Below are 14,971 nucleotides of genomic sequence, written 5' to 3'. Positions count from 1 at the left end.
AGAGCAACAGGATTATGCGGTATCGGCCTCGACACGGTTGGCCAGCGTACCGATGCCATCGATCGTGATTTCGCACAGATCGCCTGGCTTCATGAAGACAGGCGGCTTTCGCGAGAAGCCGACGCCGCTCGGAGTGCCGGTGGCCAGCAGGTCGCCGGGACACAGCGGCGCGATCGTCGAGACATACGCGATGAACGCCGGGATCTTGTGAACCATGCTTGCGACGACATCGTCCTGCATCGTCTTGCCGTTGAGCGTGGTGCGGATGCGCAGTGCGTCGACGTCGGCGACGTCACTGCGCGGCACGATCCAAGGGCCGACGGCGCCGCTTCGGAAGAAATTCTTGCCGGGCGTGATCTGACGGGTGTGGAACTGCCAGTCGCGCACGCTGCCTTCGTTCATGATCGTGTAGCCGGCAACATGCGCCATCGCGTCCTCGGCCGCTACCTGGAAGCCGCGCTTGCCAATCACGACGACCAGTTCGCCCTCGAAATCGAACTGTTCGCTGACACCGGGATGGCGTAGCGGCGCGCCGTGCGCGACCAGCGAGTCGCTGGCGCGGGCGAAGAGCGCCGGTGACTTCGGCAGCTCCTGCACGCGTCCGGCGCTTTGCACCTCGGTGTGGTGTTCGACGTAGTTGAGCGCCAGGCACCAGATGTGCACGGGCCGTGCAATCGGCACTTGCCAGGCAATTGCGTCGAGCGGGTAATCGACCGGCTCGGCCGCGGCAGCGGCGACCTCCGCCGGGAAATCGGCTGCCACGAGCGCCTGCAGGTCCGCGAATCGATCGCCGAAGCGTCGCCCGAGGTCGATCACGCCCCGGTCCGTGACAATGCCGTAGCTGGCTTCGCCTTTGATCAGAAAACTTGCGTATCGCACGCTTTTCTCCTTTACACCAGGCCGGCGTAGGAGCCGCCGTCCAGTTGCAGGTTTTGTCCCGAAATGAAGCCGGCCTGGGCGCTGCACAGGAATGCGCACGCATCGCCGAATTCCGACGGCTGGCCCAGCCGCTTGGCGGCGATGGTCGCCGCGATCCGCTGCTTGGCCTCCGCCACCGTGATGCTCTCGCGTTGCGACATGCGATCGGCCATGTAGCGCTGTCGATCGGTGTCGAAGCGCTCGGGCAGCATGTTGTTGATGGTCACGTTGTCAACGACGGAGTCGCGCTGGACCGACTTGCTCAGTGCGGTCAAGCCGGCTCGCACGGCCGCGGACAGACCCATCGTCGCGCTGGGCGACTTGACCATTGCCGAGGTAATGTTGACGATGCGCCCAAAGCGGCGGCTGCGCATGCCCGGCAGGTAAGTCTTGATCAGGAACACCGGGGCGAGCATGTTTGCCTCGACCGCGCCCAACCAGTCTTCCCGTGTCCAGTCCGCGATCTTGCCAGGCTCCGGTCCGGCGTTGTTGTTGACCAGGATGTCGGGTTCCGGGCAGGCTGCGATCAGGGCCGCTCGACCTGCCTCCGTGTTGAGGTCGGCGACGATGCGCTGCACTCGCACGCCGGTGGCATGCTCGATGGCGTGCGCGGCCGCTTCCAGCGCACCCGCGTCGCGGCCATTGATGAAAACGCGACAGCCTTCGCGGGCGAGCGCTGTCGCACATGCCAGCCCCAGGCCGCGCGAGGACGCGCACACCAGGGCGGTCCGGCCAGTGATGCCAAGATCCATCTCGGTATTCTCCTAGATCAGGAAGTGATTCTCGACCGCAGGCCGGGATAGACCTGCATCGCGTTGTTGCAGAAAACGTCCTGTTGATGCGCCGAACAGAGATGGGGCGTGGCTTCGACATAGCGGCGCGTATCGTCGAAGTGATGCCCGGTTTCGGGATCGATGCCCTTGACCGCGCCTATCATTTCGGAACCGAACAGCACGTTGCGATGTGGAATCACGTCGGTCAGCAGGTTGATGCCGGCCTGGTGATAGACACAGGTATCGAAAAAGACATTGTTGAGGATGCCGCCGTCGAGCGCGGCCAGTCCCATATCCTGAGCAAGACCCCGATACCGACCCCAGTGATAGGGGACCGCGCCACCACCATGCGGAATCACGAAGCGCAGCGTCGGAAATGTCTTGAAAAGCTCGGGCGCCAGCAGGAGTTGCATGAAGGCGGAGGTGTCGCCATTCAAGTAGTGCGCCCCGACATGATGGAAGCACGGGTTGCACGAACTGCTCACGTGGATCATCGCCGGCACGTCCAGCTCGACCATCTTTTCGTAGAGCGGGTAGTAGCGGCGGTCGGTGATCGGCGGATCGGTCCAGTAGCCGCCTGATGGGTCCGGGTTCAGATTGCACCCGACGAAGCCCAACTCGCGCACGCAGCGTTCGAGCTCCTCCGCGCAGGCATCGACCGCCTGCCCGGGCGACTGCGGCAGCTGGCAGACCCCGGCGAATCGCGCCGGATACAGCGTGCAGACGCGGTGGATCAGATCGTTGCAGAGCCGCGACCATTCGATGCTCTGGTCCAGCGTGCCGAGATGGTGTCCCATCTGTCCTGCGATCGGGGAGAACAGTGTGAGATCCAGGCCGCGCTCGCGCTGCGCCTTGAGCTGCTGGGTCTCCAGCGCGGCGCGCAGTTCGTCGTCGGAAATGCGCAGCGGTGCGCCGTACCGACGGCCGTGGTGGGCCAATTGTTCGGTGCGCCAGGCGTGCAGCGTCTTGGGCACTGTCGTGAAATGCCCGTGGCAGTCGATGATCATGCCGGATAAGCTCCAGAGGGAACGGATGGAAGCGGACGCGCGTCCGCTTCAGACGTTGGCGGCGACGATCGGCGTGGCCTGCTTGACGAAACGTTCCGATGGACGCTCGCCGGTGTCATGACTCATGCCCTCGCCAATCTTGATGCGGTTGAACTTGCTCTTGGCGTTGAGCTTCTCGTGCGAGATCCAGTGCTCGTGCATCTGTTCGTACGGACTCATCCAATAATTGAAGATCTGGCTGCCGAGCGCATGGCGGCCAATGCCGCGCACATGGCCGTGTTCACGGTCAGTCATGTGATCGAAGCCGAAGAAGATGTCGTCGACGCCTTCGACCTGATAGGACACGTGGTGCATGCCCGCTCGCGGACCGCGCAGCAGGAAGATCACGTGATGATCGACCGGCGCCTCGCCGAGGTCGACGCGGTCGAATTGGCCCAGCACGTTGTCGGGGGTATCGACATACAGCTCGTCGGTGGGGATGACGCCGAGCGCGTCCTGATACCAGGCGATCATCGCCTGCAGATTGGGCGTCGCGTAGGCGGTATGAGCGATCCGCTCGACGCGTGCGGGTCCTTGCACCCGGCTCTCGCCCTCGGCTTCTCTGATCAATACCCTGGGTGTCAGACGCGCGACCGGCTCGCGCGCCGCGACGATTTCAACGCACAGCCCGTTGGGATCGCGCAAGCGCACGCGTCGCCCACCACCGGGCGCGTCGACGTGTTCCAATCCCTGCGCATCGGTGCGCTGCGAGAGAGCGGTCAGCACATCGGGGTCTCGTGCCTCGTAGCCGAACGCGATCACGCCTGGGTCGCCGAGCTCGGTCACGTGCAGAAAGGGGGACTCGCCGACGCCGCGCATGTAAAGCCGTGTCGCGTCGCGATGCACCTTGACCATGCCGAAGTCTTCGAGGAAATGCTCCATCCGGCCCAGGTCCGGGGCGCCCAGTCTGACGTACGACATGCCGCTGATGTTCGATGGCATGATTGTCTCCTCACTTTTTTCTAAACGTGGCGCCGCGCCGGCGCGCTCGGCACGCCGTTGCGACACTGCAAGAACCGGGCATAGCCGGTCGCTCAGGCCAGCGCGCCGCGCACGCTGCCATACAGCTCGCCCAGCGAAAACATCCGCTTGATCAAGCGTTGCTCGTATGCGTAGCGCACGGCCAACGTCAACGCGGGCGCCAGTGCTTCGAAGCCCGTCGGTTGCAGGTCCGGTTGCTGTGCCGGGACGTAGGCGGTATCGCGCGTCCGGCTTTCCAACAGCAGACCATAAAGCTCGCGGACCAGGTCCGGGCGGCCGTCGGCGACCGACTGCCGGATCGTCACGACATGGTTGATCGGAACGATGCCGGTGCGGGCGTACCAGCGGGCCGCGGCGTCCGCCGGGGCATCGAGCAATGGCCGGATGCCGGGTTCCTTGGACAAGCCGCCGCCGGCAATGATGGCGTCGACCTCACCGGTGCGGAGCAGCGTTTCGAGGTCAGTGCCGGGATCGAGGCGGCTCACCCAAGGCGGCTCGTCGTAGCCCTCCACGTGGGCGCCCTCCTGGCTCAGCCAGCGCACTTCCTCAAGACGCATGCCGTACTCGTCGGCGAGCAGGCCGCGCACCCAGGTGGGCGTGGTCTGCGTGTAGGCGCGCATCGCCACGCGTTTGCCGGCCAGATCGGTCGGGCCGAATGTCGCATCGTCACGGCACCACACGCTGCCGTGATGGAAGTTGCCGTTCATCACGAAGGGCAGCAGTAAATACGGCTTGCCCGCTTCGAAGGCTTGCAGATAGGTGATGATGGCCAATTCCGAGACGTCGTACTGCTCGCGCCGCACAACGTCCTTGAAGGCTTTCTGCGCGGTGTCGACCGGTGCGAAAGCCAGTTCCAGAAGCGGCGATTGCAGCGTGCCATCCTTTAATGGACGTGTCTTGCCGTAGGTGCCCATCATGGCGGACAGGCGGGTTCGCGCTGGCGTATCCATGCCTTTCGATTCCTTCATACGGTTAGCGGCGAGGCGATGCCGCGCGGGTCCAGAAAGACGCTGTCGAGCGACGGACGTGTCTCGATCAAACCCTGCTCGTGGGCATAGCGAATCAGTGCTTCGAGCGAGGCTTTGTTTTCCTGCAGGCCGTAGGGCAGCGGGTCGCCGACGAGTTTCGCGAGCTGGCGGTAGCGTCTGTCCTCCGGCGTGTCGGCGCGCCCAGCCCGCACCGCGTCCAGATAGCGCTCCTTGGCGGCGACGAATGCGTCGAACAGTCTGGTGGCGAGCGTCGGATGGCGTGCCAGGACGTCGTTGCGCGCGACGATCACGCCGTGCAGCGGATAGATGCCGGTGCGCTCGAACCAACGCGACTCGCGGGCCGCCGCGTCCTCGACCAGTTCGACCAGCGCGTCGCCGGGATCGGCGCCCAAGCCGGCAAGGCCGCCGAATGCCGCGTCGAGCTGTCCGCGTCGCATGAGGTCAGCGAGGGTTTCGCCGTCCGGTATCCGACGGGCATTGCGTGGCAGCACGAACGTCTCGACGTTCTCGTCCTCCTCGGTCAGCCACTCGATGCGTTTCAGGTCCACGCCGTAGTCGTCGGCCAGAATGCCCCGGGTCCACACGGCCGCACTCACGGCATAGGTGCGGCTGCCTACCGTGCGGCCTTCCAGATCGGTCGGCTGCCTGATGTCGCTGTCGCGCCGGCGCTGCAGACCGGCGTGCCGAAACCGGCGCGTCATCGGCAGTGGCAGGGCGGTGATCGGCGCGCCGGCCGCGACCGCCATCAGGTAGGAGGTCGGCGCCATCTCGCAGATGTCGTAGGGCTGCTGGCGAGCCATCGCGCGATAGGCGTCGGGCATGCGCTTGACGTCGACGAAGTCGAGCGCATAGCCATCGACGCGCACGCTGCCATCGCGCAGTGCCCGCACTTGACCGTGCTGGCCGAGAACGATCGATAAGGGTTCGCTCATGACTGGTATCCGTTGGCAGTTCGAGTTGCGTCGCTCATGTGCGTCCGCTCAGTTCAAGCCCTTTGCGCAGGGCCGAGAAGTCGCGCTGCGGGAAGGTCATCAGGAAGCGATACCCCTGCGCGATAACATCGGCGATGTTGTGCGCGTTCACATGCGGGTGACCGACTGGAATGTTGTAGGCCTTGCCGATTTCGACGGCATGCGCCATCAAGCGCAGCAGCTCTGGATTGTCGTACTGACGAGGACAGCCCAGTTCCTGCGTGAGATCGCCTTCGCCGATCAACAAGACGCCGATGCCGGCCACCCGTTTGACGATGTCCTCCAGGTTGTCGAATGCGGCGACGTCCTCGATCATCATCACGCTGAGAATCTCGCCTTCGGGCGCCAGCGGCCACACGTCCGCCTTGCGGTAGTACGCCTGCTGTTCCTGCCCCCAATAGCGCGCCGCAGGCATCGGCGCGTCGCCGCGCAGCCCGGCGGGTTCGTAGTCGGGGCGCGACGGCAGACGTGGATAGCGGCAGGCGGCCACGGCGTTGTAGGCCTGTTCGGCGGTACTGATGCGGGGCCAGACGATGCCGTAGGCGCCCAGGTCCAGTGCCTGCTTGGCGAACCACTGATTCATCTCGCTGCCACTCGCCGGAACCCGGACCAGCGGCGTCATCGTGCAGGCGGCGGAGCCGGCCTGCACGATCCGCTGCCGCAGCAACAGGAACTGCATTGCGACGCGCAGCGCGGCGATGTCCCACGGCGTGTGTTCCAGCTCGAAGACCACGCCGTCGTTCGCTGACTGAGCGAAGCTGACCGCGCTCTCGATTTCGGCCTGTACGAAAGATGTGAAGGCAATGCCGCTACCGCTTTCGAGGGCGCGAATGACGCCGTTCAGACGTTGTGTCATCGATCCGCTCCGTTCAGAGAATCGCGCCGCAGAATGCGTCGCCGGCATTGGCTGGCAACTGCTTTTCCGTCCAGGAGCGGGCGCCGTCCGTGGTGTAGAAGATTTGTCCGCCACGCGTGACCGTGATGATGCCGTTCGGATCGGTGACATGGGCGCCAAAGCCCATCATCGTGCTGCGCGGTGTTACCGCGGCGTCGGCGCGCCGCCAGTTGTCGCCCAGATCGTCGCTCACGTAGAGCGCGCCTGCGTTGCTGCGCGAAGAGATGCTGAAACATGCATACAGCTTGCGCGGCGCGCCGGGCACGAAGCGGCAGTCGCGGGTGTAGGAAAACGGCGCCTGTTTGCCGACCTCCAGGTCGCGGAAATGTTTGCCGCGATCGTGGCTGACGAAGATGCCGAGGCGGCAGATGTAGAACACGGCGTCGGGGTCGGCGGTCGTCGTGCACACCGAATGCGCGTCGAACATGCCCTCGGCGTCGTCGTCCGTTTCGAGCTTGCTTTTGAGATGCGGCAACTGCGACAGCGCCAGGATGCCTTCGTGCTCGCCGCGCCAGGTCTCGCCGCCGTCCTCGCTGATCAGGAAGCCGTTGATCTCGGCGATCGCGTACATCACGCGCGGGTCGGTGGGATGGAACGCGATCCGCATCACACGCGATGCGCCGAAGGAAATCTTGAAACGTTCCGGATAGTCGGCTCGGCATTGACGCCAGGTCTCGCCGCCGTCGTCGCTGCGATGGAAGCCGACCGGCGCGGTGCCCGCGAAAAGCACATCCGGCTGTTGGGGATGCACGACGACTGTCCAGAACTGCACGGGCTCGTCGGTGACCTGCAAGCGGTGCCAACGCCGCGCGCCATCGGTCGAGCGGAACACCCCTTTGCGCGTGGCCGCGTAGACGACGTCTGGACGACTCGGATGCGGCGTGATCGCCTGGACCGCGGCGTCGGTCGGGATGCCATCCGCCAATTGCCAGTCGCCGCCGTCCTCGAGTGTAAACAGACCGCCGACCGCTTCGGGCCGCGTCACTGCCGTGCCGACCAGCTTCAGGTTCTGCATCATGCCTCCTTTTCGTATTGTGCGGGGCCGCCGCCTTGGGCCGACCGCCGCAGCCCTTGTTCGGACCGATGGGATGCAGTGTAGGAGGCGCTCGAATGCCTTTGTTATTGGAAATCCGCCGCGGGCATAGATTTTTGCTAAGCTGTCTGGCTGCCTGCCGGCAGGCCCGGAAGCGCGCGGCGGAGCGCTTCTTTTCGTGAGCCGGATGCGGCGAGGGCAATCCGTCGATTTCGTATTACGATCGCGAGCCGGCCAGGACTTGTACTGTTCGGTTGGCAATGCGGGCGGCGCGCGACGACACCGGCGCTGGCGGCCGGCAACGACACAGTGGCTGCAGGGCAGTGGCATCCGGTTGCGACGTGGCGCGCGACCACGCCGACCGGCAACAGAACGGATCGCTGGCGTTACCTAGAACAAGTATCGCGGCATGGCGTCACGCATCGCGTTGGCGGCGCGGGCGCGGCATAACGGGGAAGGAAGGCATGGAAAGGCTGACGCAAAACTGGGTGTATGGCGGGTTCCTTGCGGGCATCTTGCTGCTTGCCATCGCGCCGGTCGTCGTTGCGGGCTGGCCGCCATCGCTCGCCATGGGCTACCTGTTCCTGCCCATTTATATGATTCACCAGTACGAAGAGCACGACCGCGACCGCTTCAGGCTGTTCCTGAACGAGAAGATCGGTGGCGGCGCGGAAGTCATGTCGCGGCTGGCCGTGTTCATCGTCAACGTCCCGGGCGTATGGGGCGTGTTGGCGGTGTCGCTGACGTTGGCCGTCTGTATCGATACCGGCTATGGGCTGATTGCCGTCTATCTGGTCCTGGTCAACGCGCTCGTGCATATCCTGCAAGGCGTGCGGATGCGTATGTACAACCCTGGCCTGGTCACGGCGCTTGTGCTTTTTCTGCCGGCCGGCCTATATGGGTTGCGGGCCATCCAGGCTGACGGTGGCGGACGGGGCAGCATGCATGCGCTCGGGCTGGCGATCGCCGTCGCGATACACGTGGCGATCGCGCTGCATGTCAAAGCGCGTTTGCGCCGACCGTCTTGAACCCCTCAGCACGCCGCCGGCTACAGCGGCGTTGCGCTGTACGGCGTCGTGCCGGCTCAGCGGCGTCCGACCAGGTACTGCACGCCGTCGGCGCCGTAACGTTCCTCGTGCCGCTGGCCCGCCGCCAGGCGAAACACCTCGCCCGTGCGGTAGGTGCGACGCTGTCCGTCCACCACGATCTCGATGTCACCCGACAGGATCAAGGCTCTGGCCTCGAAGGGGTGCGCATGATCCGGCAACAGGCCGGCTGCGCGGGTCACCACCACGCGCTGTGTAAAGCCGTCGTGGTCCAGCTCGTCGAGAAAAGTCTCTTTATCCATCGCAAATAGTCCCAACCTCGACGTGCTCCGGTGCCGTGCATGCATGATCCCGCACTTTCGTTCGGTCTGCTTGCGGCAGGGGCATTCCGAAGATGGTCGGCGTCAGGCATCGCGCTGGCATGGCAACGGTCGACAAGTCATCGGACGACCACGCTTTCATCCCGATATTGCAGTTGAATCGATCGCATTCCAATCGATTGCATCCCTCTGCGATTTTTGTGTGGTTATTCTGCGTGCGTCGGAACGCGTTTCGCCGCCCGGCACGTCGACAGGAGACACGCATGAACGACCCTCAGCGCTTGATCCTTGCATTGCGCGACGCGCTAGGTGACAGCGCGGTGCTGAGCACGCCACACGACATGGAAGGGTTCATCGAGGACTGGCGCGGTCGGTACAAGGCGCCGGCGACCTGCGTCGTACAACCGTCCACGGTGCAGGACGTTGCGCTGGCCGTGCGCATCTGCGCCGAGCATGGCGTGCCGATTCTGCCGCAGGGCGGCAATACCAGTCTGTGTGGCGGCGCGACGCCGGCCGCGGGCGGGGTGCCCCCGGTCATCATCAGCCTGTCGCGCATGCGTCGGATCCGGTCGATCGATGCCGCCAACGGTTCCATGGTGGTCGAGGCAGGGTGCGTGCTGCAGACCGTTCAAGAGGCGGCCGCCGCATTGCAGCGGTTGTATCCGGTGAGTCTCGGCGCGGAAGGATCGTGTCAGATTGGCGGGACGTTGTCCACGAATGCAGGCGGTACGTCGGTGCTGCGCTATGGCAACACGCGCGAGAACGTCCTGGGGCTCGAAGTGGTGCTGGCGGACGGTACGGTGGTTGATGGCTTGCGGGCGCTGCGCAAGGACAACACGGGGCTCGACCTCAAACATCTGTTCATTGGCACCGAGGGTACGCTCGGCATCATCACGGCGGCGGCGCTCAAGCTCCATCCGCTGCCGACCCATCGCGCGGTCGCCTGGTTCGCGCCGACCGGCCCGGCCGCGGCGCTCGAGATCCTCGGCATGTTCCAGGCCCGGTGCGGCGCGCGCCTCTCGGCATTCGAGTTGATGAATGCGGCGCAACTGCAGATGGTGCTGGACCATGTCGCACAACGACGCAATCCGCTCGACGCAATGCATGAGTGGCATGTGCTGGTCGAGCTGGCCGATACCGGCGGCAGTGACGAAATGAATGGTCTGCTGGAAGAGGTGTTGTCGGCCGCGGTGGAAGGCGGTTTGATGGTCGACGCGGTGATCGCGAACAGCGAGGGCCAGCGTCACGCACTGTGGGAAATTCGTCACAGCGTATCGGAGGCAAACAAGAAGGGCGGCATGGGATTGACCACCGACTGCGCGGTACCGGTGTCGGCCGTGCCGGCGTTCATCGAGAGCGCGACGCGCGCCGTGCACGAGATCGTGCCGGGGCTGCCGACCGTCATCGTCGCGCACTTCGGGGACGGCAATGTGCATTTCATCCCGTTCTTCTCGTTCGACGCATGGCGGCAGATCGATGATCAGGCGGCGATGGCGGCTCGCATGCGCCACTGCGTCAATCAGGCGGCCGCCACGCTCGGCGGCACGTTCAGCGCGGAGCACGGTGTCGGCCAAAGCGGCCTGCCGGAGATGGCGTATTTCAAGACGCCCGTCGAGCTCGCTGTCATGCGCGCCGTCAAGCACGCACTCGATCCCAGGCAGTTGCTTAATCCCGGCCGTCTGTTGCCGGCCTTGCAGTAGTCCGCCGTTCGACATCGCCGGTGCCGGGCGCGAGCGCCGGGCGCCCGACGTCGGTCGCCGCGCCACCGAGCGCCACCGAGCGCCACTAAGCGCCAGTAAGCGCCAATAAGCGCAGCAGCCGTGCGCACGGCAGTGTCTCCCATCACGCGCCCTGGCGCGGTCTCAAACTCGACAGAGAAGGAGTCTTCATGAAGAAGCAAGCCGAAGTCAGCGACGTGTTGCACGCCGGCCGCCGCCGCGCACTCAAGACCGTCACGGCCGGTGCCGCCGCCGTGGCTTTCCCGTTCGTCTGGACGCCGTCGCGTGCCGCCAGCAAGCGCATTGTCGTGCGCGACGACGGCGGCATCTACAGCAAGGCATACGGCGCCGTCTACTACCGGCCGTTTACCGAGAAGACCGGCATTCAGGTGGTCAGCGCGCAGGCCAATGCGGAGCCGACCGCGCAGATCAAGAGCATGGTCGAGACCGGCGCCTATACGTGGGACATGGCCAAGATCAGCCAGCCGGCAGTGCTCACCCTGACGGCCGGACCGAAGCAGTATCTCGAGAAGCACGGCCTGGGCGCGGACCCCACCATCGCGAAGATCCCGAAGCAATACATGTCGGACTACGCGGTGGGCACGAATGTGTACACCACCGTGCTGGCGTATCGCACCGATGCCTTCAAGGGCCGCAAGGCGCCGACCTCGTGGGCCGACATGTGGAACGTCAAGGATTTTCCGGGGCGTCGCGGCTTGCGGAAGTTTCCGTTCGATACGGTCGAGGAAGCCTTGCTTGCCTCCGGCGTGCCGGTGTCGCAAGTCTATCCGTGCAATCTGGACAAGGCTTTCGCCAGCCTCGACAAGATCGCCAAGCACGTCGACGTGTGGTGGACCACGGGCGCCCAGGTCGAACAGATGCTGGCGTCCGGCGAAGTCGACATGATCGCCACCTGGGTTTCGCGTGCGCAGTCGGCCATTGCAAACGGCGCACCGGTGCAGATCGTCTGGGATCAGAACATCTGGAGCTGCGACAACTGGGCGATCCTGAAAGGCACGCCAAACGCCGACGCCTGTCGCGAATTCATCAAGTTCGCCTCGGATCCGAAGCGGCAGGCAGCGTTGATGGAGTACTTCCCGGCCGGTTTGACGCAGCCGGAAGCATTCAACTACGTTAAGCCGGAGCAGGCCAAAAGTTCGCCTTCCTTCCCGGCGAACATGAAAACGGCGCTCCACATCGACCCGAAATACTGGCTGGACAACCAAAGCGTGGCCCTGGAGCGTTTCAACCGCTGGGTCCTGAGCTGAACGCAGCGTCAACCGGATCGTCGACATGCCCGCTTCCAACCTCTCCATCGCCGGCCTGACCAAGCGCTATGGCGACTTCGTCGCGCTCGCGCCGACCGATCTCGATGTGGCGCCAGGCGAATTCCTGACGCTGCTCGGACCCAGCGGCTCGGGCAAGACCACCTTGCTTACGCTGATTGCCGGATTGGGACAGCCGGATGGTGGCTCGATCCGGATCAACGGAACCGACGTGACCTACGGTGCGCCGTACGAACGGGACATCGGCATGGTGTTCCAGAACTACGCGCTGTTCCCGCACATGACAGTGGCGGAGAACATCGCGTTTCCGCTGCGCATGCGGAAGGAGCCGGCGGCGTCGATACGCACGCGGGTGATGCAGGCACTGGAGATGGTCCATCTGCCGCACGTCGCGGATCGCTATCCGAAAGCGCTGTCGGGCGGCCAGCAACAACGTATCGCGCTGGCCCGCTGCATGGTGTACCGGCCCTCGATCATTCTGATGGACGAGCCGCTGGGCGCGCTCGACAAGAAGCTGCGTGACCACATGCAGCTGGAAATCAAGCGCATCCATCGCGAACTGGGCACGACGATCGTCTACGTGACGCACGACCAGGAAGAGGCGATGACGATGTCGGATCGCATCTGTTTGATGAACGCGGGCAGCATTGCGCAGCTCGGCACGCCGGCCGATCTTTATTTCCGTCCGTCGAGCGTGTTCGTCGCGGATTTCCTGGGCGAGTCGAATCTGTTGGCCGGGCAGGCGGGCCCGCGTGTCGGCGAACAGATCGGCGTGCGGCTGAACGACGGCTCCGAAAGCCGGGCGATGGTCTACGACCCGCACGTCGGCGCCGGCAATGCGGTCAGCGTGATGGTGCGGCCGCAGAACCTGACGGTACGCACGCCGGACACCGGCGCCCACGGTGCCGACGGCGGCATGGTGTCCGCGCGGCTCAGCGACGTGATGGTGACGGGCGGCATGACCAAGCTCTATTTCGAGTCGCCGTTTGCCGCGGATGCGTCGCTGGTGGCAGCGTTTCCGACCAACCGTTCGAGCAGCGACTATGCGATCGGCCAGACGCTGCAACTGTCTTGGCACGCCGCTGACGCGGTCGCCATCGGAGGCTAGCCGATGAAACACGCGTCCCTGGAGGCAATGCGGGATCCGGGCCCGGAGGGCAGGCCGGGCGGCCGTGCATCGCCGCGCAGGCCGAGGCTGCGGCGCGGCGTGCGGCTTGCCGCGATGGCCTTGCCGCTGGTGGTGCTGTTCGCAATTCTGCTGGTCTATCCGGTCGGGCAGCTCCTGTTCATGAGCGTGCGCGATGGCGACGGTTTCTCGCTGGCCGAATACCGCCGCCTGTTCGCGTCGTCGGTGTACGTGGACGTGCTGCTGATCACGTTGAAGGTGGCCGGTTGGACGACGCTGTATTCGGTCTTGGCCGCCTACCCGGTGGCCTACCTGATCTCGGTGGCGACGAAAGCGCGCAAGAACCGTCTCGTCTTCTGGGTGCTGCTGTCCTTCTGGACCAGCTTCCTCGTGCGAACCTTCGCCTGGGTGATCCTGCTCGGACGTCGCGGCGTCGTGAATCAGTTCCTGCTGTGGACCGGCTTGATCGACGCGCCGCTGAACCTGCTTTACAACCTGTCCGCGGTCGTGATCGGGATGGTGCACGCGCTGATGCCACTGGCGGTGCTGACGATGCTGTCGGTCATGGAGAACATCGATCGTCGTCTCCCGACTGCCGCCGCCACCCTGGGTGCTCGGCCAGGCACGGCTTTCTGGAAGATCTACTTTCCGTTGTCGCTGCCGGGGGTCGCGGCCAGCGCGTTGATGGTCTTCGTCACCGCGATCGGCTTCTTCATCACGCCAGCGCTGCTCGGCGGGCGCGGTCAGACGATGATCACGCAGTTGATCATCGATCAGGTGATGCAAGCGTTGAACTGGCGCTTCGCAGGCGCGATTTCGGTCCTGCTGCTGGCGGTCGTGCTCGTCGTGTTTTTCGTCTACGACCGCCTCGTCGGTCTCTCGACCATGACGGGTGGCGGCGGGCACGGACGCAGTGGCGGCGCGCTCGGCCGCGTTGGACGCCAAGCGGGTGACGCACTGCTCGGTGTGCTCGGGGCCGTCACCGACGTGCTGCTGCGCGTCTTGCCGAAGCGGCGCGGTGAAGCCGGCGAAGGGCGGGGCTGGCTGCTGCGCACGGTGGTCGGTATCTTGATCGTTTTCCTGAGCGCGCCGGCTTTCCTGATGATCCCGTTGTCGCTCAACGGCGGTGCCGGACTTGCGTGGCCGCCGCAAGGCATCTCGCTGCAGTGGTATCAGCAGTTCCTCGCTTCGCCCGTGTGGGTCGACGCGATCCAGCGTTCGATCTGGATCGGACTCGGCACCGGCTTGTTGTCGATGCTGATCGGTACGCCAGCGGCGTTCCTGCTGGTGCGCGGCGGCTTGCGCGGCAACGCCGGTCTGCTGGCGTTCGTGCTCGCACCGGTGGTGATACCGCGCATGATCATCGCGGTCGGCGTATTTTACTTCTTCGCGAAGATCGGTCTGGTCGGCTCCTCGGTCGGACTGGTATTCGCGCACACGGTCGTGGCTGTGCCGTATGTGGTGATCACGATGATGGCGGTGCTGCGCAACTACGATACGCGGCTCGACCAGGCGGCGCAGACGCTCGGCGCTGGCCCGCTCGCAACCTTGCGCCGCGTCACGTTCCCGATCCTCGGCGCAGGGCTGCTGTCGTCCTTCCTGTTCGCCTTTGCGACCTCGTTCGACGAATTGACCATCGCGCTGTTCTCCTCGGGCGGCTTGAGCACGACGCTACCCAAGCAGTTCTGGGATCAGATCACGATGGACATGTCGCCGGTCGTCGCCGCGGTGTCGACCTGCCTGTTCGTGTTCATCGCCGCGCTCATCTGGATCGCCGAGCGCCTGCGGCGACGCAGCCTGGCCTGAGTCACAACCGGGACGCGGCGGCAGCCCTGCCGCGTCCTCGCTGGTGGCCGCAGCAACACGTGG

At 64.9% G+C, this 14,971-nt stretch carries 14 protein-coding genes; 5 read left to right on the top strand and 9 right to left on the bottom strand.

Annotated elements, in window-relative coordinates:
* Positions 1–12: 12 nt before the first annotated feature.
* The 8 genes from BLU54_RS18480 to BLU54_RS18445 form a co-directional block, all read right to left on the bottom strand.
* The gene (locus BLU54_RS18480) at positions 13–879 is read right to left on the bottom strand and encodes a fumarylacetoacetate hydrolase family protein (RefSeq protein WP_091911696.1); all 867 of its coding nucleotides are present in this window, start codon (positions 877–879) and stop codon (positions 13–15) included.
* An 11-nt stretch (positions 880–890) separates the two neighbouring features.
* Positions 891–1,670: an SDR family oxidoreductase gene (locus tag BLU54_RS18475; protein WP_091911693.1), complete on the bottom strand. Its 780-nt coding sequence runs from the start codon at positions 1,668–1,670 to the stop codon at positions 891–893.
* Between the two features lie 17 nt (positions 1,671–1,687).
* The gene (locus BLU54_RS18470) at positions 1,688–2,698 is read right to left on the bottom strand and encodes an amidohydrolase family protein (RefSeq protein ID WP_091911690.1); all 1,011 of its coding nucleotides are present in this window, start codon (positions 2,696–2,698) and stop codon (positions 1,688–1,690) included.
* A 48-nt stretch (positions 2,699–2,746) separates the two neighbouring features.
* On the bottom strand, positions 2,747–3,679 hold the full coding sequence (locus BLU54_RS18465; protein ID WP_091911688.1) for a VOC family protein: 933 nt from the start codon (positions 3,677–3,679) through the stop codon (positions 2,747–2,749).
* A gap of 92 nt (positions 3,680–3,771) precedes the next feature.
* Positions 3,772–4,686 carry a substrate-binding domain-containing protein gene (locus BLU54_RS18460; protein ID WP_091911686.1) on the bottom strand — a complete coding sequence of 305 codons (915 nt, stop codon included), beginning with the start codon at positions 4,684–4,686 and terminating at the stop codon, positions 3,772–3,774.
* Positions 4,683–5,639 carry an ABC transporter substrate-binding protein gene (locus BLU54_RS18455; protein ID WP_091911684.1) on the bottom strand — a complete coding sequence of 319 codons (957 nt, stop codon included), beginning with the start codon at positions 5,637–5,639 and terminating at the stop codon, positions 4,683–4,685. Before BLU54_RS18455 ends, BLU54_RS18460 begins: the two co-directional genes overlap by 4 nt.
* A 34-nt stretch (positions 5,640–5,673) precedes the next feature.
* Positions 5,674–6,534 (bottom strand): HpcH/HpaI aldolase family protein, encoded by an 861-nt coding sequence (locus tag BLU54_RS18450; protein ID WP_091911682.1) that lies wholly within the window; start codon positions 6,532–6,534, stop codon positions 5,674–5,676.
* A gap of 13 nt (positions 6,535–6,547) precedes the next feature.
* Positions 6,548–7,588 carry a WD40/YVTN/BNR-like repeat-containing protein gene (locus tag BLU54_RS18445; protein ID WP_139169752.1) on the bottom strand — a complete coding sequence of 347 codons (1,041 nt, stop codon included), beginning with the start codon at positions 7,586–7,588 and terminating at the stop codon, positions 6,548–6,550.
* Between the two features lie 482 nt (positions 7,589–8,070).
* Here BLU54_RS18445 and BLU54_RS18440 point away from each other — a divergent pair, with 482 nt between their 5' ends.
* Positions 8,071–8,634 carry an HXXEE domain-containing protein gene (locus tag BLU54_RS18440; RefSeq protein ID WP_091911678.1) on the top strand — a complete coding sequence of 188 codons (564 nt, stop codon included), beginning with the start codon at positions 8,071–8,073 and terminating at the stop codon, positions 8,632–8,634.
* 56 nt (positions 8,635–8,690) lie between these two features.
* On the opposite strand, the gene BLU54_RS18435 is transcribed toward BLU54_RS18440, so the two are convergent.
* Positions 8,691–8,954, bottom strand: coding sequence for a cupin domain-containing protein (locus BLU54_RS18435; protein WP_091911676.1), 264 nt, complete (start codon positions 8,952–8,954; stop codon positions 8,691–8,693).
* Between the two features lie 281 nt (positions 8,955–9,235).
* On the opposite strand from BLU54_RS18435, the gene BLU54_RS18430 reads away from it, so the two are divergent.
* The 4 genes from BLU54_RS18430 to BLU54_RS18415 all read left to right on the top strand — a co-directional run bounded on the left by BLU54_RS18430 (position 9,236) and on the right by BLU54_RS18415 (position 14,908).
* Entirely contained in the window at positions 9,236–10,672 is a 1,437-nt protein-coding gene (locus BLU54_RS18430; RefSeq protein WP_091911806.1) for an FAD-binding oxidoreductase, read from the top strand.
* 188 nt (positions 10,673–10,860) lie between these two features.
* The gene (locus BLU54_RS18425) at positions 10,861–11,958 is read left to right on the top strand and encodes an ABC transporter substrate-binding protein (RefSeq protein ID WP_091911674.1); all 1,098 of its coding nucleotides are present in this window, start codon (positions 10,861–10,863) and stop codon (positions 11,956–11,958) included.
* 25 nt (positions 11,959–11,983) lie between these two features.
* Positions 11,984–13,084, top strand: a complete 1,101-nt coding sequence (locus BLU54_RS18420; protein ID WP_091911672.1) for an ABC transporter ATP-binding protein — start codon at positions 11,984–11,986, stop codon at positions 13,082–13,084.
* A gap of 114 nt (positions 13,085–13,198) precedes the next feature.
* Entirely contained in the window at positions 13,199–14,908 is a 1,710-nt protein-coding gene (locus BLU54_RS18415; protein ID WP_091911804.1) for an ABC transporter permease subunit, read from the top strand.
* Positions 14,909–14,971 lie beyond the last annotated feature (63 nt).

It is taken from the genome of Chitinasiproducens palmae, assembly GCF_900095735.1.
Lineage (GTDB): Bacteria > Pseudomonadota > Gammaproteobacteria > Burkholderiales > Burkholderiaceae > Chitinasiproducens > Chitinasiproducens palmae.
The sequence above is the reverse complement of the archived record's forward strand: the minus strand, read 5'-3'. Positions and strand labels throughout refer to the sequence as shown.